At 54.4% G+C, this 18,625-nt stretch carries 18 protein-coding genes, 1 tRNA gene and 2 pseudogenes; 8 read left to right on the top strand and 13 right to left on the bottom strand.

The window, feature by feature from the left end:
* Positions 1 to 51: 51 nt before the first annotated feature.
* Positions 52 to 204 carry a hypothetical protein gene (locus tag ACQ4N7_RS26575; RefSeq protein WP_430714456.1) on the bottom strand — a complete coding sequence of 51 codons (153 nt, stop codon included), beginning with the start codon at positions 202 to 204 and terminating at the stop codon, positions 52 to 54.
* Positions 205 to 893: 689 nt separating this feature from the next.
* Between ACQ4N7_RS26575 and ACQ4N7_RS26570 the strand changes: the two genes are divergently transcribed.
* Together ACQ4N7_RS26570 and ACQ4N7_RS26565 are read left to right on the top strand one after the other, a co-directional pair.
* Positions 894 to 1,031, top strand: a complete 138-nt coding sequence (locus ACQ4N7_RS26570; protein ID WP_242042265.1) for a UBP-type zinc finger domain-containing protein — start codon at positions 894 to 896, stop codon at positions 1,029 to 1,031.
* Positions 1,032 to 1,067: 36 nt separating this feature from the next.
* Positions 1,068 to 2,006, top strand: a complete 939-nt coding sequence (locus ACQ4N7_RS26565) for a DUF5996 family protein (protein ID WP_430714455.1) — start codon at positions 1,068 to 1,070, stop codon at positions 2,004 to 2,006.
* Between the two features lie 135 nt (positions 2,007 to 2,141).
* Here ACQ4N7_RS26565 and ACQ4N7_RS26560 read toward each other — a convergent pair whose 3' ends face one another.
* The 7 genes and pseudogenes from ACQ4N7_RS26560 to ACQ4N7_RS26530 all read right to left on the bottom strand — a co-directional run bounded on the left by ACQ4N7_RS26560 (position 2,142) and on the right by ACQ4N7_RS26530 (position 7,442).
* Positions 2,142 to 2,900 carry a flavodoxin family protein gene (locus ACQ4N7_RS26560; protein ID WP_430714454.1) on the bottom strand — a complete coding sequence of 253 codons (759 nt, stop codon included), beginning with the start codon at positions 2,898 to 2,900 and terminating at the stop codon, positions 2,142 to 2,144.
* Positions 2,901 to 3,154: 254 nt separating this feature from the next.
* Positions 3,155 to 3,529 carry a hypothetical protein gene (locus tag ACQ4N7_RS26555; protein WP_430714453.1) on the bottom strand — a complete coding sequence of 125 codons (375 nt, stop codon included), beginning with the start codon at positions 3,527 to 3,529 and terminating at the stop codon, positions 3,155 to 3,157.
* A gap of 90 nt (positions 3,530 to 3,619) precedes the next feature.
* Positions 3,620 to 4,456 carry an alpha/beta fold hydrolase gene (locus ACQ4N7_RS26550; protein WP_430714452.1) on the bottom strand — a complete coding sequence of 279 codons (837 nt, stop codon included), beginning with the start codon at positions 4,454 to 4,456 and terminating at the stop codon, positions 3,620 to 3,622.
* Between the two features lie 61 nt (positions 4,457 to 4,517).
* A complete protein-coding gene (locus tag ACQ4N7_RS26545) occupies positions 4,518 to 4,991 on the bottom strand; it encodes an NAD(P)H-binding protein (RefSeq protein WP_430714451.1) in 474 nt (157 codons plus the stop codon).
* A gap of 18 nt (positions 4,992 to 5,009) precedes the next feature.
* Positions 5,010 to 6,629 (bottom strand): IS1634 family transposase, encoded by a 1,620-nt coding sequence (locus ACQ4N7_RS26540; RefSeq protein ID WP_430714450.1) that lies wholly within the window; start codon positions 6,627 to 6,629, stop codon positions 5,010 to 5,012.
* Between the two features lie 336 nt (positions 6,630 to 6,965).
* Positions 6,966 to 7,199, bottom strand: a pseudogene (locus ACQ4N7_RS26535) (hypothetical protein); the annotation flags it as partial.
* Between the two features lie 12 nt (positions 7,200 to 7,211).
* Positions 7,212 to 7,442, bottom strand: coding sequence for a hypothetical protein (locus ACQ4N7_RS26530; protein WP_430714449.1), 231 nt, complete (start codon positions 7,440 to 7,442; stop codon positions 7,212 to 7,214).
* Between the two features lie 334 nt (positions 7,443 to 7,776).
* Between ACQ4N7_RS26530 and ACQ4N7_RS26525 the strand changes: the two genes are divergently transcribed.
* The gene (locus tag ACQ4N7_RS26525) at positions 7,777 to 7,986 is read left to right on the top strand and encodes a hypothetical protein (RefSeq protein WP_430714448.1); all 210 of its coding nucleotides are present in this window, start codon (positions 7,777 to 7,779) and stop codon (positions 7,984 to 7,986) included.
* Positions 7,987 to 8,377: 391 nt separating this feature from the next.
* On the opposite strand, the gene ACQ4N7_RS26520 is transcribed toward ACQ4N7_RS26525, so the two are convergent.
* Both ACQ4N7_RS26520 and ACQ4N7_RS26515 read right to left on the bottom strand, forming a co-directional pair.
* A complete protein-coding gene (locus ACQ4N7_RS26520; protein WP_430714447.1) occupies positions 8,378 to 9,301 on the bottom strand; it encodes a hypothetical protein in 924 nt (307 codons plus the stop codon).
* A 320-nt stretch (positions 9,302 to 9,621) separates the two neighbouring features.
* Positions 9,622 to 9,708, bottom strand: a tRNA-Ser gene (locus ACQ4N7_RS26515).
* A 181-nt stretch (positions 9,709 to 9,889) separates the two neighbouring features.
* Between ACQ4N7_RS26515 and ACQ4N7_RS26510 the strand changes: the two genes are divergently transcribed.
* Positions 9,890 to 11,194 (top strand): TldD/PmbA family protein, encoded by a 1,305-nt coding sequence (locus tag ACQ4N7_RS26510; RefSeq protein ID WP_430714446.1) that lies wholly within the window; start codon positions 9,890 to 9,892, stop codon positions 11,192 to 11,194.
* 26 nt (positions 11,195 to 11,220) lie between these two features.
* Here ACQ4N7_RS26510 and nei read toward each other — a convergent pair whose 3' ends face one another.
* The gene (gene nei / locus ACQ4N7_RS26505; protein WP_430714445.1) at positions 11,221 to 12,045 is read right to left on the bottom strand and encodes an endonuclease VIII; all 825 of its coding nucleotides are present in this window, start codon (positions 12,043 to 12,045) and stop codon (positions 11,221 to 11,223) included.
* Positions 12,046 to 12,049: 4 nt separating this feature from the next.
* Positions 12,050 to 13,228, bottom strand: a complete 1,179-nt coding sequence (locus ACQ4N7_RS26500) for a tetratricopeptide repeat protein (RefSeq protein WP_430714444.1) — start codon at positions 13,226 to 13,228, stop codon at positions 12,050 to 12,052.
* Positions 13,229 to 13,445: 217 nt separating this feature from the next.
* On the opposite strand from ACQ4N7_RS26500, the gene ACQ4N7_RS26495 reads away from it, so the two are divergent.
* Positions 13,446 to 13,613 (top strand): isochorismate synthase, encoded by a 168-nt coding sequence (locus ACQ4N7_RS26495; protein WP_106921547.1) that lies wholly within the window; start codon positions 13,446 to 13,448, stop codon positions 13,611 to 13,613.
* 56 nt (positions 13,614 to 13,669) lie between these two features.
* On the opposite strand, the gene ACQ4N7_RS26490 is transcribed toward ACQ4N7_RS26495, so the two are convergent.
* On the bottom strand, positions 13,670 to 13,975 hold the full coding sequence (locus ACQ4N7_RS26490) for a DUF2442 domain-containing protein (protein WP_430714443.1): 306 nt from the start codon (positions 13,973 to 13,975) through the stop codon (positions 13,670 to 13,672).
* Between the two features lie 418 nt (positions 13,976 to 14,393).
* Here ACQ4N7_RS26490 and ACQ4N7_RS26485 point away from each other — a divergent pair, with 418 nt between their 5' ends.
* From ACQ4N7_RS26485 to ACQ4N7_RS26475, 3 genes and pseudogenes are all read left to right on the top strand, one after another.
* Complete coding sequence (locus tag ACQ4N7_RS26485) at positions 14,394 to 16,295, top strand: transketolase C-terminal domain-containing protein (protein WP_430714442.1); 1,902 nt, start codon at positions 14,394 to 14,396, stop codon at positions 16,293 to 16,295.
* Positions 16,296 to 16,374: 79 nt separating this feature from the next.
* Complete coding sequence (locus ACQ4N7_RS26480; RefSeq protein ID WP_430714441.1) at positions 16,375 to 16,932, top strand: sugar O-acetyltransferase; 558 nt, start codon at positions 16,375 to 16,377, stop codon at positions 16,930 to 16,932.
* A 185-nt stretch (positions 16,933 to 17,117) separates the two neighbouring features.
* Positions 17,118 to 18,500: pseudogene (locus ACQ4N7_RS26475) on the top strand (EAL domain-containing protein); the annotation flags it as partial.
* Positions 18,501 to 18,625: the final 125 nt, after the last annotated feature.

Below are 18,625 nucleotides of genomic sequence, written 5' to 3'. Positions count from 1 at the left end.
GGACTGTCATCCGTTTCCCAAAGTATATCGCTTGCAAACCAACGACCGCACCTAGGCGAACAACTCCGCACCCCAATCGAAGCAAAAGCCATGGGTGACCTTACGAAAAACCACGCTCCAGTGCAGTGGGTGTTCACTGGAATGATTGGTCGGCGGCACCGTCTCATCGGCAAGGAACAGCAGCAGATGCTTCTCAACAGTCAAGTAGTGCCTGAAATATTGCTATCCCTCAGGGGGATGGAGCTTGATGGTCGATCGCTTGTATTACTGTACTTTAGATCAAATTCGGAGTCTAACTTAAGTTAGAGCCAGCCTTCTACTCCGCGATGGCATGGTTACTCTATCAATTTGCACTGTAAAAAAGTTAACTTGCCGTAGGCGACAGCTTCAAGGCGACCACCTATATTGAACTTGTGCAAACAGTCATGCAAACAGGTCGAGCCAGTAAATTGCACAGTTCCATGCTTGAAAGCATAAGTATTCGAGGTGCAACTGGATTAACGCACGCTCAAGCAGCGACGGTAAAAGCATTAAGAGCGATCGCACAGTGAAGCGAATGCCCTTTGGGTACGCGACGCGAACGCCTTAACTCTGTGCTTAGCTCGCGGATCTTAAGTGGCGAAATTTAGCGTTGTTTCGCAGATTCAGTTCATGGCGCGATCGCTTACGTCATCAACCCTTGAGGATAAACAGATGATTGAAGAAACTCACTAGGCAACTGCCATCATTTCTTTGCACATTCACAGGAATCTTCTATGTCTTGCCAACACCTGAGCGAACTGACGCTAGAGACTATGATTTCAAAAGCCAATTACCCGGTATTCCGTTGTGAGGAATGCCTGTGAGTTGTCGGTAGCTGGGTACATTTAAGAATTTGTCAAACCTGCGGCAAAATGCTGTGCTGTGACTCGTCTAAAAATCAACACGCTCGTCGTCATTACGAAGAAAGCGGACATGCGGTGATCAGTTCAGCCGAGTTGGGAGAACAGTGGCTGTGGTGTTTTGCCGACGAACAACAGAAGAACTATTGATCACGCACCCCTTTTTTTCCACGTGAGGAAACCATGATGTCAAATCAATCTGCCCCAATAGATATTTGGCCGAGTTTACCCCTAGACACATGGCAAGATACCTATGCCACCCTACATATGTGGACGCAAATCATCGGCAAAATCCGATTGACCCAAACTCCGTGGATTAATCATTCCTGGCATATTCCCCTCTATTTAACTGTTCGGGGACTGACCACGTCCACGATTCCCTATGGCAGCCGGATCTTTCAAATCGACTTTGATTTCATTGATCATGAGCTGCTGATTCAAACCAGCGAAGGGGCAAGACGGGCGATCGCCCTCTACCCTCGCTCTGTCGCTGATTTCTACCAGAACGTGATGGAAACGCTCAGAGCACTCGATCTTCGTATCACCATCAACACCAAACCGAACGAAGTTCCAGATCCGATTCGATTTGAGCAGGATGAAACCCATGCTGCCTATGATGCGGACTATGCCAATCGATTCTGGCGAGTGCTGCTACAGTCCGATCGCGTCTTTCGAGAATTTCGCTCCCATTTCTCCGGCAAAGTCAGTCCGGTTCATTTTTTCTGGGGAAGTTTTGATCTAGCAGTGACGCGCTTTTCGGGGCGATCGGCTCCTGAGCATCCGGGAGGAGTACCAAATCTGCCGGATGCAGTGGCACAGGAAGCCTACTCCCAAGAGGTCAGTAGTGCCGGATTTTGGCCCGGCGTCGGATTATCATACCCAGCGTTTTGTTCCTACACTTACCCAGAACCCGATGGGTTTAAGCAGGCTGAGGTTCGTCCCGATGCTGCATTTTACAGCAAAGAGTTGGGCGAGTTTATCTTGCCCTATGACGCTGTCCGCGAGGCAGAATTACCGGATCAGACGTTGTTAGAGTTCCTGCAAAGCACCTACGAAGCTGGTGCTAGATTAGGCAACTGGAATCAAGAGGAACTCAAGCAATTGACGTTCAAAATGAACCATTGAGTTCAGATATGCGAAATCCGATTTTGTAAGCCCCGCTTCATAATTAGGAACTCCGTAGGGGCATAGCATGCTACGCCCCTACAAAGCAGGTGTATTCAAAGCAGTAGCAGACCTTTCACCGGTTTTGTCAGTCACTCAGCGTTTATGCTCAGGATTCTTGAAGTCTGTCTTACAGCCTGCATCCCAAACGTCGGGTTGGTTCCCGTGAGGAGGAATACCTCCATTATCTTTGAGTAGTCTGGCCATGTGCATGCAGTTCCACGCTAAAAAGGTGGTATTGCGATTGGTAAATTCGTTCTCCGGCCCTCCAGACCCTGGATCTAAATAGGAAGGACCAGGGCCTACTTCACCTAGCCAACCTGCATCCGCTTGCGGAGGAATCGTATAGCCAATATGCGATAGGGAAAACAAAATATTCATAGCGCAATGTTTAACACCATCTTCATTGCCGGTAATGAGCGTTGCCCCAACCTTCCCATAATCTCTGTACTGACCTTTCTCATTCAAAAGATGAGTATATCCATACATTCGCTCTAAAACTCGATTACAAACAGAGCTTTTTTCACCCAGCCATACGGAAGTACACAGTACTAAGATGTCAGTGGCATCAATTTCTTTTTGGATCTGGGGCCATTCATCTGTCTGCCATTCATCGGTTTGTGACATATCTAACCCTAGCCCAGCCGCTATCTCATAATCCACCGGTCGAATGACTTGAGTGGTTACTCCATTGGCCTCGAAAATAGCTTTGGCAATATTGATAACTCCTTGTGTGTGGGATAACACTGGCGTTCTATTGAGTGTGCAGTTTAAAAAAAGAGCCTTTAAATCGCTATACTGCGCAGGGGCATTTTGGTACTGACGCTCCGTGATTGTTTTGAGCTGTTGTGACATGGCTTCGGGTTCTATATAAAACGATGGCTTTGTTGCATGAAGAGGTGCTGCGAAAGGGTAGGGAGATGGCAAGTTTCAGTTACCACACAAAACCGACGCCATGAAACCTCAATACCACATCCGCAACTGGTCGGAGTATAAAACTGGACTGAAACAGAGGAGAAGCTTGACTTTCTGAATCGAGGAGTCCGTGCTGGAGACATTGATTGCTGAGAATTTCAGTGGTAAACCTGGAGAAGATATACAAGTTACCTCTAATCAGAAGAACGACACGTCATAACGCCTTCCTTCGGGCCACTGGCAATGGGATTGATTCCCATTGCTCGAACGGCGATCATGGGTTCATAGCCGGGATAACAGCGGATTAGAACGGTGTCTTCGGTTCTGGTTACATTCAGTACGTAAACAGGTCTGCCTCCTAAAACAGCCTGAACAAGGTCAGGGGGAAGAGCAGCAGTTGCAATAAGCGTTGACTGATTTAGAGAGGCTACAGACGTTTCAGATAGGGCAGGTTTTGCCCCAAAAGATTGTAAATAAACCAGCACCAACGCTGTAATCGTAACTAACAAGATAGAGACTTTAGAGGATAGCTTGAACACGGTTGATATTTCACCTGTAGGTAAGGGCAACGGCACGTCCGATGTTTGCGGCGCAGACCACCGGAATCTTGCGCTCAAGTGACGTGTAGAAACTAGTCAGACATACTACCGAGTCACTGATTATTCCTGCTGCAGAAAGTTCAGCAACGCGGGATTGACCTGATCAGCGTGAGTCCAGTTGATGGCGTGCGGCCCGCCAGGAATCACTACAAGCTCACTGTTTTTAATTAGCTTTGGCAGTCTTGCTGCGGTGGACTCCAGGGGCAAAATGCGATCGGCATCGCCATGGATAATCAGGGTTGGCACGTCAATGCGGGGCAGATCATCACGGAAATCGGTGAGCCAGGACGGTACACAATCCAAAGTCCCTTTCGCAGAAGCCCCTGCTGCCACATTCCAACTTGCCTGAATGGCTTCATTGCTGATGCGATCGCCCAGCAGCACATCCACATTAAAGAATTCTCTGAAAAATGCAGAAAAGTAGGCTGGACGGTCTTCAATGATCGCTTTCATAATGCCATCGAAAACGCTTTGATCAACGCCTTCGGAATTATCATCGGTCTTCAGTAAAAAGGGCGGCACGGGAGCCATCAGCACGGCTTTCTGCACCCGCTCTGAGCCATATTTACCAAGATAGCGCGTGACTTCACCTGTTCCCATCGAGAAGCCGACCAGCACAGCATCCTGCAAGTCAAGTTTGGTCATCAGAACATTCAAATCTGCCGCAAAGGTATCGTAGTCATAGCCAAACGACGGTTGGTTAGAAGCACCAAATCCTCGGCGATCGTAGGTAATTACTCGGTATCCCGCATCCAGCAGCACCAAAATCTGCTTCTCCCAGGAATACCCATTGAGGGGAAATCCGTGAATGAGAACAACCGGTTGACCTGTCCCAAGATCTTCGTAGTAGAGATCGATGATTGCAGAATTTTCTTGACCGACAGTGACATAAGGCATTGCAATCTCCTATGGATAACGCATTAAATTCTCGTCTGACTCAACCTGAGTGTAGTAAGTTTTAATGCTCGGTTTCTTTCAGATTCTTAGGGTGTTTTGCAGAATCTCGCGCAATAAGTTCCTCAGCCGCCGCCGCCGAATCAATGGCCAACGCACCAATCCCTTCGCTGATCGCCATACCTCCACCGGTCAGCTCCAAGATCAACCGGTTAAGGGTAGGAGTTTGCAGAAGCTCCACAATGGTTGCAGCGACGCCGCAGGCGATGTCGGTGAAGGTCTGGGCCTTGCCAAGCCCAGACTCGTTTGTCAGCGCAGACGGGCGCACGATCAACCAGTCGAGGTCGGTCAGGACCAGTTGCGTCTTAGCCTTCTGCTTCTCGACCATATAGTGGTTGTGCCGCCACTTGGCGACCGATGCCACCAGCGTGTAATACGCCTGCAGCGAGACGGTGAGTGCGAGACCCCGAGCCCTGCCGATCCCGAGTGCCCTTACAACCTGCCAGGCAGCCCAGTTCAACAGGCCGAGATCCGACATTCCGCAGGTTAACAGGAGTTAATTTATGAGATAGTACCGGCAGGCCGGGAAGCCCATGAGGCGAATGATTTTGCTGCGTTCTTCGGAGAGGTTGCTGACCTGCTGAGATGAGCCGGTTGAGACCAGGTGAATGGCCTGAAACGTCTGCAAAATCCAGCGAAATGTCGGATTGAGAGTGGGGCGCTGCTTTTGGTCGAGTACCGTGTCATCGGCTTGGGCAAGTTGGGCTCTGAGTTTGCGCTGGCCGAGACTGTAGACCAGCAGCGTCAAGGCCATCACGAGAGCCAGAGCCTCGACTCGCTGAGGCTTTTTGACAAAGACACTGCTGGTGAAGAAAAGCGGGTCTTTGAGGAAGCGAAAGCCCCGCTCCACATGCTGCTGGGCTTTGTACTCGCGCAGCAGACGCTGGGCCGGGTAGGCGTCGTCATCGAGGATATTAGTAGCCAGGATGAAGCGACGATGGCGCTGTTGGCACTGGGCCTCGTACTCAGCGGTGCGCTCCAGAGTCGCCTGCCATTGGTAGCCTAGAGCGGGCGGGTCTGAGGCTTGAGACCGCTTGGGCCGCCCGGTAGGGCGCTTAGCGGCGACAGAGACCAGCGCCACCTGAGTCAGGGTGTAGTCGGTGAGGGAGTCCTGAAAGCGTAAAAGCGCATCCATGGCATCGGGCTTGCAGGCAAAGACCTGGCTACAGAGCTGCCGCAACGACCGTTTCAGTCCTTTCTCCTGCTTTTCGAGGGGTTTGAGCCAGTCCTGCGACTCCGTCCGGTGCGGGCCTTCCACCAGAATCCAACGCTGCTCCACTCCGCTATAGGTCTGGCGTTGTTCCCAGAGTCGGTAGCCCTCCAGGTCACAGGCCCTCTCGCTCAGCGAGTCGAGGGCGCTATCCACCAGCACCTGGGCCGCCTTAAGGGTCACAGGCACCCGACTCAGCCAGGGCAAACTCCCTACCTGCTGAAGGTTTGGTTCGCTGTAGAAGGCGGCATCGGCCACCATCAGCGCGGGTGTTTCCCACTGCTCGGCAAACGCCCGCATCAGCCCTGCAAAGCTCTGACTATCCGTCTCATTGCCGCTGCCCACCTTGAACCACACGGGTATGCCGCCGTCGGCACTACAGATCAAGTTGACCAAAAACTGCTTCAACTCGGGCCGATGGTCTCGCGAATAGCCCCGGCAGATCTCAATCGCTTGGGGTGTTTCAGCCTCCGATGCGGCCTCAGTCCCGGTCTCAGAGGTATATTCCCCGTCGAGGGCAAAGGAGGTCGAGTCCAGATGACACTGGCTGGTGCTCACCCCAAAGCGGCGCGCGGCCTGCATCGCCACTTTGAGAAAAAACAGCGTCGTTCCGTACTCAAACAGCTGATCTAACACCCGTCCTAACCGGTCGTCGTTCAGGTGCGCGGCTGTGATACCCGCGCCCAGCAGGTGCTCGACTGGTTTGCCCTCGAAAAACGCGCTGAACAGGTACAGCGGTGCGCTGACAAACCCCAATCCATTGAGAATCATCGCTTTCACCACTTGCCCAGGGCTGATGTGGTTCAACGGATGGGGGGCTAGAAGTTCGTCGGTTAGCTCGACCAGTCCGATCTCATCGACTAACGCTGCTACCAACCCTAAGTGGTCCAGATTCTCTATCTTCAAGGCGCGATCCTATGGCTCGCTCTGAGCTTACCTCAGCCGCCCCAAATATTCTTTTTGTCAATCTGCGGAATGTCGGATCCAAACGGCCAAAACTCCGTAGCCGAGGCCATGGAAAAGGAGGCGCATGTTCATAGCAGGCTGTTTTGAGCAAGTTGGATAGGCTCCCTTATACTAAAGGAGCCGTTTCAGAGCCTTTGCGAAGATTTGGTGATGGATAGCGGTGGGTGGGGCGTGAGCACGTTAGCACCTGGGACTGAATTATCAGTGGGTTTAGCAGTACTACAGCCCATTGCCGATCAAAATGAATGGTGCCCAGTAGTGGGGATGGGCCAGGTAGCAAAAGCCGTAGGTGAGCAGGAATCGTTGGCGCGGACTCTCCAAAGGAGAATCGCGCCCAAACCTATCAATCACCGGGTCAATGATGTGCTGACACAGAGCCTCTAAGGCTGTTGAGGTCTCCTCCAGGTTTTTAGGAAACGGGTCAATCTGAGCAGCGAACCGCTGGTAGGTCTGCGTGCAGGTGCAGAACTCCTCCAACGTCAGATATCTGCCCAAGGGTTGCGCTGACATCAGCCACCCCAATTAATCTGCTTCTTCATCCATCAAATCCTGATACCGCTCTGGCAGATGCCCCTCTCGCCAGAGCTTTTCCATGATCGCATCCCGCAGCCAGGCCGTCCGGTTCTCCTTCTCCCGCATTAGCGCATCAATATCCTCCGGCAACCGTACACAGAGAGGGCGCACAGCCATCGCCACTTCACCCTGCTGCTGAAAGCGGGTCAAACAGTCTCTGCGGAGAGCCTTATCACTCATCGCCGGAAAACCCCATTGCTGTTAAAAGACAGAATCATCCCAAGTATACGAGGCCTTAAACCCTTGCATCCATCGATCAACTGCACTTATGAGATGGGCCGGATTTTCCAGATATCGATCAGCAATCCTCATCAAAATTCCCTTGAAACCCACATCTCGGCCATTGAAACCCGCGTATACATGGGTTAAAATTTACATATAGAGAGCGATAAGACCCCAGAGCTACAAAGTACGGGGACTCTGCTGATACCGCAGCGGTCAGAGCTCCCTCCGATAGCCTCCAAGGCTTAAAACTGCCCTACTTCCGACGTCCGTAACCTAGAGAACCACTCTTGTGACACTTTCCTACTCAGAAGATCTCAGCCAACTAGTCGGCGGCCAAGTTTGCAAAGCCGCCATCAGTCAAGATGGCTATCCCTATCTCACCATCGCCAAGAACACCGAATCGCGCTTCTTCTATGTCATTGCCCAGTCCGACGCTGAAGGCAATGGCCCAGGTTTTCTACAACTGAACGAACACCAAGGCCGCATTGCCGAAGGCTAGCCCGGTCGCCAAGTTTTCTGTGCTGCCAAAATGGCGATCGCTATTCGGGTAGCTCCATTGGAATTACTGCCATATCCTTCAATCCCCCCACTGTTGATGGCACGGTAGCAGAGCGCGATCTTACGCTGCTAAATATCATGATTGACTCTGTGAGCAATTTCTCTGATCGTAAGTTGCTGGCAACTTCCCCGCATCAGCCGTCTGAATGCGGAAAATTTCGCTTGGGCAATTCTTGGGCAGTCTTGCCTACACATTTCCAAAGCCCTTTCTCAATAATGCTTTTATGCTTTGATGAAACTGTCTCGAAAAAAAACTACGGCAGTTCCAGTGAGCTAGGGCTAGCCGAGTTCTAGGCAGAGCTATGGCTGCTTGAGCGAGCATTAAACCTCAGCTATGCCTTGTTCTGAAGTCCCATCACCCGACGATATTCGTCATCATAGGTGTCCTGATCCCACCAGGCCCGATATATTGACCTTTGCACTGCGACAGAGTGGCCCATAGAGCGGGCAATGAAGGTGTCGCTAAACCCTTGCTTGTACATCCGCTGAGCATAGGCGTGGCGCAGGTTATAGGGAGGAAAGGGAATTTTCAGTTCGCGAAACTCCTGAGAAATTTTGCCGCCCAGCTGGTTGTTGTTTTTTCCCTCGGTCTCAATATTGGGATACTTCACAATGTGCGGTGTCATCATGTCCCACCCCTTGCCGTAGCTAGGGTACACAATCCGCCACCCTGTTTTGGTTTCCTCTTCCACCTCAAGAATAGGTGGATCCTCATCAATCCTGTCTGTGCGAATTCTAAAGATCTCGTGAGGCCTTAACCCATAAATCGCAAGGATCGAAATGACCCACTGCCAGGCGGGATTCTTTACTGATTCCCAGAGATCTACAATTTCCTCATCACGGGGCAAGCTGCGCGGCTCGACCGACTTGGAGGTATAGCCTTTCCCTAATTTGCTCAGTTCCTTGAGTATGCTTGGATCCAATCCCGCAAAATCAGCCAGTCTTCGAAATGCTATGGCAAAGCCTTTGCGACTGCGACTTCCCGGTTGGGTCTCGCTCAGAATCGTTGCTCGCAGCAGCTCAATCGTTAGCGGTTCGTCCTGAGGGAGTCGATTAAACAGCAATCGGTAGTTCTTGTGATAAGTATTCTCCTTAGTTGGATTCCGGACGGTTTGCTCCCAGTGTTGCGCTTCGTAACGATTTACCCATTCTGCTACGGTTTCAGGAGGCTTTTGGTTGCCTTTGAGGAACGGTTCCCACTCAAATTTTTCCCATAGCAGTGCGTTGTCAATATCTTTTGCCTTTGCGATCGCCACCTTCAGTCCAGCAGGAGTGGCTGAAACCCCAAGGGCGATCTCGTAGCGGCCTCCGGTGCTTTCCCCAGGCTTTGGGGGGGAAGTGTCTCCCCCGCACGTACAAGCGGTTGTCCTTCTCGCGTATCGAGACCTTCTCCAGCCCCTGATTAACTTGGTTAATCCGTTCTTTGAGGTCAATCGCACTCTGGTTCAGACTTCTCCCCCCCATCTCCCCCATTCCTCCCCCAAAAAGAGTACAAACCACCTGTACTCAGCTTAATTTTCCTAAGCTGAGTGAGACAAGGGGAACGCCGCAAATCGTTACGGGAGCTGGATTTCAACGGAGAGGGGGGGATTCGAACCCCCGTGAGGTGTGACCCCCAAACAGTTTTCGAGACTGCCGCATTCAACCACTCTGCCACCTCTCCAAGGGGCTTTGTTATTCTACCGCTGAATGGGGCTTGTAGACGACTCCGGAGCCGAAAACTCCGTCAAAAACTGTTGGCAAAGAGGGCTTTGGGCCGAGCTATCTGGACCTGTGCCCTTTGCAGGGGTACCGCAATCCGGGAAGATGAAGTAGCTTCGTTACACCCCTGCTCACTCACTGCCATGGTGCCTGGTCTGACTGACGATTCGCTGGCTGAAAAACTCATAGACCTGGCCCTAAAACGAGGAGCCGAAGCGGCGGAGGTGCTGCAATCGCGATCGCGATCGCGCCCCGTTTTTTTTGAAGCCAACCGCCTCAAGCAGCTCGAAAGCTCCACCGCCCTGGGTACGGCCCTACGGCTATGGGTGAACGGTCGACCGGGGCTGGCCGTAGCCTACGGCAATGTTGACCCTGAGGCCATTGTTGACAAAGCGCTAGCCATTAGCGCCCTAAATGACCCTGAAACCGTTGATCTGGTGGAGGGTACCAGCCAGGCCTACCCCGACATGGGCCAGGAGGTGCCGGTAGAGCAGCTGATCGAATGGGGCCAGGGCATGATCGATCGCATTCGCAGCGCCTACCCCGAGGTCATTTGCGGCGTCGATGTGGAGTGTGATGTTGAAACGACCCGCATTCTCAACACCAATGGGCTCGACTGCCGCTACAGCGACGCCACTCTGAGCAGCTATTTGTCGGCAGACTGGGTGCGAGGCGATGACTTTTTGAGCGTGAGCGACGGCCAGACCCAGCGGGACGTGCTCAATATCGATGCGCTGACTGACCAGGTGTTGCAGCGGTTGGCCTGGGCTGAGCAGTCGGCGGAGGTTGAAACCGGGCGCATGCCGGTAATCTTTACCGCCAAGGCCGCCGACATGCTGTGGAGCACGCTGCAGTCGGCCCTCAGCGGCAAGCGGGTGCTGGAGCGATCGTCTCCCTGGAGCAATGCCCTGGGCGAGCAGATGACGTCGTCCCAAATTACCCTGCGGCAGGACCCTGAGGCCGGTCCCTTCAGCTGCCCCTTTGACGACGAGGGCACGCCCACCCAGCAACTAGTCTTTATAGACAAAGGGGTGGTGACGTTGTTTTACAGCGATCGCGCCGTGGGTCGCACCCTGGGAGCCGAGTCTACTGGCAATGGCTTTCGCCCTGGGCTGGGCAGCTACCCTACCCCCAGCCTTTACAACACCCTGGTGCAGCCGGGCAGCAAATCTTTAGAAGACCTGATCGCAGGCCTCAGCAACGGTGTGCTGGTCGATCAAATTTTGGGCGGCGGGGCCGGTATTGCGGGCGATTTTTCAGTGAATATTGACCTGGGCTACCGCATTCATCGGGGTGAACTGGTGGGCCGGGTTAAAGACACGATGGTGGCGGGCAACGTCTATAGTGCGCTCAAAGACAATGTTGAGCTGGGCCGCGACGCCGACTGGAACGGCTCCTGCTACACCCCTTCGGTGCTGCTCGATGGGCTCTCGATTACCAGCGGCTAACGGGCCAACCGTACAGAACGACACCCCTAGCCTAACGGCTGACACTGAGGGCAAATATAGCAGCGCCGCCCGCCGATCATCAGTTTGGCGATGGGAGTGCCGCAGCGGTGGCAGGGCTGGCCTACCCGGCCAAAGGCCCAGTGGCGGTACTCGCGGCGGCGGTAGCCGCTGGCTTTGAGCTGGGCGGCCAGCTCTAGATCGTTGGTAATGCCGCTGTGGCGGTACGACTGCTGGGGCAGGGCCAGAGCCGCTTCGGCAAAGGCGGCGATCTGTTCTAGGGTGCAGTCTACGGGGCGTTGGGCGGGATGAATGCGGGCGACATACAGAATTTCGGTGCGCAAATAGTTGCCAATACCGCCCAGGAAGCCCTGATCGAGCAGCATGGTGGCAAACTGGCGACGGCGAAACGGAGCGCTGAGCGTTCTGGCCTCTATGTCGGCGGGGGTGAGGGCCGCATCGAGGGTGTCGGGTCCAAGTTTGGCAATGTAAGGGTGATTGGGCACCGCGTCGGTACTCAGCACCTCAATATCGGAGGCGCTGTAGAGCAAGGCCCACCGCCGTGAGGTCTGCACCGCAAAGCGCAGCTGGCGGCGGGTGGGTGGCACGGCGTTGGGCTTGCAGGTGACCCAGATGCCGTAGAGCTGGTTGTGGCTGTAGACCGCCAGCCCGTTATCGAAGCTGGTGACTAGGGCTTTACCGTAGGGCTTTACCGCTGTTACCGTGCGACCGACCAGCTTATCCTCATAGGGTTTGAGCCGATCGAAGGCGAAGAACACATCAGAGGCGATTTCACCGGCGATCGCTCGCTGAATCTTATCGGCAGCACGGCGAATTTCAGGGCCTTCGGGCATGGGGTTACTGCTGGTAGCCCCAGAAGTCCATCAGTTCGCGGGCGCGGGCAGCCCCTTCGGTGTCGCCCTGACGACCGTAGAGAATGGCGGCTAGCTCCAGATTAGAGAAAGCCTGGGCCTCTAGCCCCTGACCGTGGAGGGCCAGCCCCAGATTGTAGAAGGCGGCGGGGTCATCGGGTAGGGCATCGACCACCTTGCGGTAGGAGAGCACCGCCTGCAGGTACTGCTCACGCTCCAGCAGCAGTTCGCCCAGCAGGGCATGGGCCGCGACTAGGTCGTCGTCGAGGCGCACCGCCCGCAGCAGGTAGTCAAAGGCGGCCTCGCGATCGCCCTGCTGGTAGAGAATGTAGCCCATCTGGTGCTGAGCATTGGCGTTTTGCGGCTCCACCCGCAGCGCCTCGCGCAGGTTTTTGGCCGCCTCAGGGTAGTTTTCCTGCATTAAATAAATGTTGGCCACGCTGACGTGAAGATCGCCGTCGTTGGGGTTAGCCCGCAGCCCCTGATTCAGGTAGGTTAGCGCCTGATCATAGTTTTCCTGCTGAATATAGAGCGAGCCCAGCGCCTCGTAGACCTGGGCATTGTTGGGAGCAATGCGGGCCAGGCTTTGGTAAGTGCTCAGGGCAGCCTCATAGTCACTGCGCTCGATTTGAATTCCGCCAATACCCAGGTGAGCGTTGACCTCGCGGGGGTTGATATCCAGAATGCCGCGATAGGTAGCCAGGGCATCGTCGAGCTGGCCGTTTTTGTACTGGCTGTGGGCCAGGCCGTAGCGAAAGGCCAGGTTATCGTCTTCGAGGGCGATCGCGCGGCGGTAGGCGTTGATGGCTTCGCCGTAGTTTTCCTGCTGCACGTAGAGGTAGCCAATGCCCGAAAACAGGCGGGGGTTTTGGCTGTCGATGGCGGCCGCCTGCTGATAGGCCGCGATCGCACCCGCATAGTCGCGAGCCGAGACTTTGGTTTGGCCCTGGCGCAGCAGGTCATCCACCTGCTCTTGCTGAGCGTCGCTGAGGCCGTTGCTGCTGTTTTGCGCGACCCACAGCGGCGGCATCGGTTCGGGGGCCTGGCCAAACTCGTTCAGGGCTGAGGATGGCGGTACTGGGGCAGCGGCCTGCACGTTGGGCATAACCGCCCAACTGCCCATTAACCCACTCAAGAGTGCGATCGCCGCGTGACTGCGTTTCACAGGAAAGTCTCCTTACTGGTAGCCAAGTCGTTAAGGGTGCATTTCATATATTACAACTTGCCAACCGCTGTAAAGAATGGTCACCATCGCACCCCCAGACCTGAGTGATCCCGTAGCATTTAGGTATCAGGGTACACCAAATCATCAAACCCTGACCCGCCACACGCATCGCTACAATCTGCCTATATCACTATCCTTAAGCCGCGAGGTGCCAGTCATGAAAGGTCTGAATCTCTCAGTATTTGGCTACTTTTTTGAGGGGTTAATGCAGTATTTTGCCGAACCCATCGGCAGAATCTTTGGCCCCAGCGATGACAACTACCCCAACACTGGCGTTCAGCCTTTCGATGGCGACACCTACGCCGAAACGGTCGAAACCCTCTAGTAACAGCATGGTTTTCTACAACTCATTCTCTACCCAAAGCCCGCTTGCTAAGGCAGTCAGCGGGCTTTAGCGTCGATGGGGCTAGTGGTTAGATTCTCTGGAGCGATACCAGCAGGCTTAGACGCCGTGCCATGCCTCCAAAGTTCGTACTCACTGATATCGATGTCTTCATTCCAAACAATTCCATAACCGCCAGGTGCGATGGTAAAACTTTTGAAGAAGGCTGGCTGCTGGAGAGGCGCAAATATTGACTTAGAGAGCAGTGGACTAATGTCGTAGTCTTTGATGCTCTGATTCGTGAAGGTGACTCTGAGGATGCAATCGCTAACAGCCTCAGCTCTACAAATCTTGGGATAATCCATGCTTATTTCAACCTTATTTCAAAGGAGGTAGCTTCCGAAACTCCTGGTCATTCCACTCGTCGGTGCAAATTGGGTCGAAGTGGGTGTCGATTATGGCCAAATCGCGGTCTTGGGAGCCAGGGCAATAGCTGATGGCAGATCAGTGAGCGGTGGGTTACGGCGGGGCAGGGGTGGCGAGTGGAGGGCAGAGTCTCAGACCGCCTAACCCACCCTACGGATCTTTAAGACCCCCTACCCATCCACCCCTTATCCATTCCCCCGTCCCCCCTTAACCAAGTCTTACCGAATAAAACTTCACAGCCTTGCCAGAGTATTGAATGATGGAGGTAGTGGAATTTGCTCTCCAACTTGAGCGGTGGACTAGCTCTTATATAAAACCTCGCCGCCTCTCTGTAACCAGCCTATAGGACGAAACACTATGACCAGCTTTCCCATTGACCTGGGCGCGTACCAGCGAATTTCTTTAGATGCGTCCAACCCCACCCTCACCGACGAGCAGCGCAGTGCCCTGAAGGCCAACATTCAGCTGTGTCGGGATGCGATCGTGTTCTTTACCGCCACGGGTGCGGCGCGGGGTGTGGGCGGTCACACTGGCGGCCCCTACGACACCGTGCCCGAGGTGATGATTCTCGACGCGCTGTTTCGCGGCGCGGGTGAGAAGTACGTGCCAATTTTCTTTGACGAAGCCGGTCACCGGGTGGCCACCCAGTATTTAATGTCGGTGCTCAACGGCGACATGCCCGCCGAGCAGCTGATGCAGTACCGCGCCGCCAACGAAAAGCTGCCCGGTCACCCCGAGCTGGGGCTGACCCCCGGCGTCAAGTTTAGCTCTGGGCGGTTGGGCCATATGTGGCCCTACGTCAACGGGGTGGCGCTGGCTAACCCAGGCAAGACGGTATTCTGCCTGGGCTCTGATGGGGCGCAACAGGAGGGCGACGACGCCGAGGCGGCCCGCTTTGCGGTGGCCAACCACGTCAACGTCAAGCTGCTAATCGACGACAACGATGTCACCATTGCCGGTCACCCCTCCCAGTACATGGGCGGCTACAGCGTTAAGAAAACCCTGGAGGGCCACGGCCTCACGGTGCTCGAAGGCGACGGTGAAGACCTCGACGGCCTCTACGCCAACATCTGTAAGGCGATCAACACCCCCGGTCCGGTGGCGGTGGTTAACAAACGGGCCATGGCGGTAGGCATCGAGGGCATTGAGGGCAGCACCCACGGCCACGATGTGATCTCGGTGAAGGCGGCGATCGCCTACCTGACGGCCAAGGGCCACACCGCGGCGGTCGAAATTCTCGAAGGCATCGAAGCTCCCAAAAATACCTACGAGTTCATGGGTTCGTCTAAGAACGTGGGCGCGAACCGCAACGTGTTTGGCGACGCCATGGTCGAAGTGCTGGGCGAGATGGATGAAATGGCCCGCAAAGAGAGCGTACTGGTGGTCGATAGCGACCTGGAAGGCTCCTGCGGCCTGGCCCAAATTCGCAAGGCCTACCCCGAGATCTTCATCAGCGGCGGCATCATGGAGCGGGGCAACCTGTCGGCAGCGGCGGGCTTTGGCATGGCCGAGGGCAAGCAGGGCGTATTCGCCACCTTCGCCGCCTTCCTGGAGATGTGCATCTCTGAAATCACCATGGCGCGGTTGAACTACTCCAACCTGCTGTGCCACTTTTCCCACTCCGGCATCGACGATATGGCCGACAACACTTGCCACTTCGGCCTCAACAACTTCTTTGCCGACAATGGTCTAGATGACGGCTACGACACCAAGCTCTACTTCCCCGCCGACCCCAACCAGATGAAGGCCTGCGTCAAGAAGGTGTTCCACGACCCCGGTCTGCGCTTTATCTTCTCGACCCGCTCGAAGGTGCCGATGATTCTTGATGCCGACGGCAACGAGATGTTTGGCGGCGACTACACCTTTACCCCTGGCAAAGACGAGGTAATTCGGGAGGGCAGTGCGGGCTACATCGTCACCTTTGGCGACTCGGTGTACCGCGCCCTCGATGCCGTTGAGCGGCTGAAGCAAGAAGGCATCGACGTGGGCCTGATCAACAAGGCTACCCTTAACGTGGTGGATGAAGACACTATGGCGAAGGTGGGCAAGGCCCCCTTTGTGCTGGTGACCGAGGCCTTTAACCGCAAGACCGGCCTGGGCAGCCGCTTTGGCACCTGGCTGCTAGAGCGGGGCTACACGCCCAAGTTCGCCCACATCGGCACCCACGAAGAGGGCAGCGGCGGCCTGTGGGAGCAGTTTATTCACCAGGGTATTGACCCCGACGGCATCATGGCCAAGGTAAAAGAACTGGTGGGCTAGATTCCCCTTTGATGCCTCCAGATCCCAGGGTTCTTTAAGAACCCTGGGATCTTTTCTTTTGCTATAGGAGATTCTCGAGATGACCAAAACTGAGCGGGAGAAAATGCTGGCGGGAGAACTCTACCGGGCGGCGGATCCGGAGCTGGTGGCGCTGCGGCGGGCGGCACAGACCCATTTGTACGCATTCAATCAGTCGCGACCGGAGGAGCTTGAGGTACGGGAGGAAGTGGTGCGATCGCTCTTTCACACCATCGGCCCCAGCTTCGAGATTACACCGCCCTTCTTCTGCGACTACGGCGGCCATATTCGCGCCGGTAAAAACCTCTACATCAACGCCTACTGCACCATTCTCGACTGTGCCTGGGTGACGATTGGCGACAACGTACTGATTGCGCCCAACGTGCAGATCTACGCGGCTTACCACCCCACCGACCCCGCCGTGCGGCTGACCGGGCTAGAGCTGGCAGCTCCCATTGCCATCGGCAACAATGTGTGGCTGGGCGGCGGCGTAATTGTCTGCCCCGGAGTGACGATTGGCGACAACAGCACCATTGGCGCGGGCAGCGTGGTGACGAAATCGATTCCCGCCGATGTGGTGGCGGTGGGGAACCCCTGTCGAGTGATTCGCAATATTTAGGGGAGCTAAAGCGCTTTGGGTTTACATCAGGATTCGATGAGCAAATGAGGGTGATACCAAATCCAGCAATCGCATAATTTGTTAAAGCAATGCAACTAAAATTAGGCCATTTAGCTTAAGGTGTAGCCTTACTTTAACAGGGCTGGGAATACTAAGTTCGCTCGTCATGAATGCGGAACTTAGCTATGGGAATATCGGCCTCTAGGACCTGTGCTTGTCATAACATTGGTCGATGTCAATCTAGAGAAGCTGGACGGCTGTTTCTCTGGTTTCCGGTGCCCCACACTCTGAAAAAGGTAGTTCCTTGTCTAAAACAGGCCTCGCTTGAGTTTGAACTGATGCAAGAGCGACCGGGTTTAAGCGTTGCCTGCAAATCGGGTCAGGCCCAAGAGGTTGCTCGCCACTTAGCTCAACTTCTGGCCCCAAGAGAATTAAAAGAAACCCAGGTTTTATTCGTGCGTGGTGCCGTTCAGCCACAGCTACAAGATTTTAGCGACATCGCTTCGCTACAGCGATTTATTAAGGTGAGCCAGTCCGACTGGCTAGTCGATATGCTGGCGAGCGATCGCTTTACCAGTCACTTTCAACCGATTGTTTCTATTCAAGATACCTCTCAAATTTTTGGCTACGAGTCGCTTTTGCGAGGGCTAGACGAGCAGGGCAATTTGGTTATGCCTGGGGCAATCTTTGAGCTAGCCACCGAAGCAGGCCTGCTGCCGCAGCTCGATCGGGCAGCGCGGCTGAGCACGATCGCCCAAGCCAGTCAGCATCAGCTGAATGGGCGTATTTTTATCAACTTTACGCCTACGGCTCTCTACGATCCGGTATCCTGCCTGCGAAGTACTGTAGAGGCCATCGATAAAGCTGGAATTTCCCACGCTCAAGTAGTCTTCGAAGTTGTCGAGTCAGACAATCCGCAGGATTTAGACCACCTGAAAACGGTGCTGAACTATTACCGAGAGGCTGGCTTTGCGGTAGCGTTAGACGATTTAGGATCTGGCTATTCTGGTCTAAATTTACTGCACCAGCTGCGTCCCGATTTTGTCAAATTCGATATGGAGCTGATTCGGAACGTCCACCTCGATATCTACAAAGCATCGATCACCGAAAAACTCTTGGAGATTGCCCAAAAGCTAAATATTCAAACCGTTGCGGAAGGAATTGAATGTGTTGAAGAACTGAACTGGCTCCAGGAGCGAGGCACCAACTTTGCCCAGGGCTATTTAATCGCTAAACCCAGCGCGGTGCCGACCAAGATAACCCCTCACTTTGCCCCCAAACCCGTCACGCTAGACTTAGAACCTTGGCAGCCAGGCGCACCGCAGGTACAGCATCAAAGCGAGTCTGAGCGCATCGTTGCGGCTGTCACCCAGCGCATTCGGCAGTCGCTAGACCTCAACGAAATTCTTCAAACCACAGCCGATGAAGTGCGGCAGCTGTTTGAGGTAGACCGAGTGGTTATCTACCGCTTTGAGCCTGACTGGAGCGGGCTGGTGGCGGTAGAGTCTTTGGCCGCAGGAAGCCCGTCAATTTTGGGTTTTCACGTCATGGATACCTGCTTTCAGACCCAGGGCTATTTCATTCTAAAAACGGTCTTGAGTGTATCTAGGCCGAATTTACAGAATCGTTCAGCCTGAGCCATATTGGAGAAGGCGTTGGAGCGGTAGAGATTGAGCGCGAAGTTACGAGCGAC

Origin of the sequence: Nodosilinea sp. AN01ver1 (assembly GCF_050565655.1) — a bacterium.
Taxonomy (GTDB): domain Bacteria; phylum Cyanobacteriota; class Cyanobacteriia; order Phormidesmidales; family Phormidesmidaceae; genus Nodosilinea.
This window is presented reverse-complemented; position numbering and strand designations above follow the sequence as displayed.

Coding starts and splice junctions, on each gene's coding strand:
- ACQ4N7_RS26550 (WP_430714452.1), bottom strand. CDS start 4,456: ATGCCTTATGTCACTGTCGGTCAAGAAAATTCTGCAATCATCGATCTC.
- ACQ4N7_RS26570 (WP_242042265.1), top strand. CDS start 894: ATGCTGTGCTGTGACTCGTCTAAAAATCAACACGCTCGTCGTCATTAC.
- nei (WP_430714445.1), bottom strand. CDS start 12,045: ATGCCCGAAGGCCCTGAAATTCGCCGTGCTGCCGATAAGATTCAGCGA.
- ACQ4N7_RS26530 (WP_430714449.1), bottom strand. CDS start 7,442: ATGAGTGATAAGGCTCTCCGCAGAGACTGTTTGACCCGCTTTCAGCAG.
- ACQ4N7_RS26490 (WP_430714443.1), bottom strand. CDS start 13,975: ATGGATTATCCCAAGATTTGTAGAGCTGAGGCTGTTAGCGATTGCATC.
- ACQ4N7_RS26495 (WP_106921547.1), top strand. CDS start 13,446: ATGAAAGGTCTGAATCTCTCAGTATTTGGCTACTTTTTTGAGGGGTTA.
- ACQ4N7_RS26565 (WP_430714455.1), top strand. CDS start 1,068: ATGTCAAATCAATCTGCCCCAATAGATATTTGGCCGAGTTTACCCCTA.
- ACQ4N7_RS26545 (WP_430714451.1), bottom strand. CDS start 4,991: ATGTCGGATCTCGGCCTGTTGAACTGGGCTGCCTGGCAGGTTGTAAGG.
- ACQ4N7_RS26480 (WP_430714441.1), top strand. CDS start 16,375: ATGACCAAAACTGAGCGGGAGAAAATGCTGGCGGGAGAACTCTACCGG.
- ACQ4N7_RS26560 (WP_430714454.1), bottom strand. CDS start 2,900: ATGTCACAACAGCTCAAAACAATCACGGAGCGTCAGTACCAAAATGCC.
- ACQ4N7_RS26510 (WP_430714446.1), top strand. CDS start 9,890: ATGGTGCCTGGTCTGACTGACGATTCGCTGGCTGAAAAACTCATAGAC.
- ACQ4N7_RS26485 (WP_430714442.1), top strand. CDS start 14,394: ATGACCAGCTTTCCCATTGACCTGGGCGCGTACCAGCGAATTTCTTTA.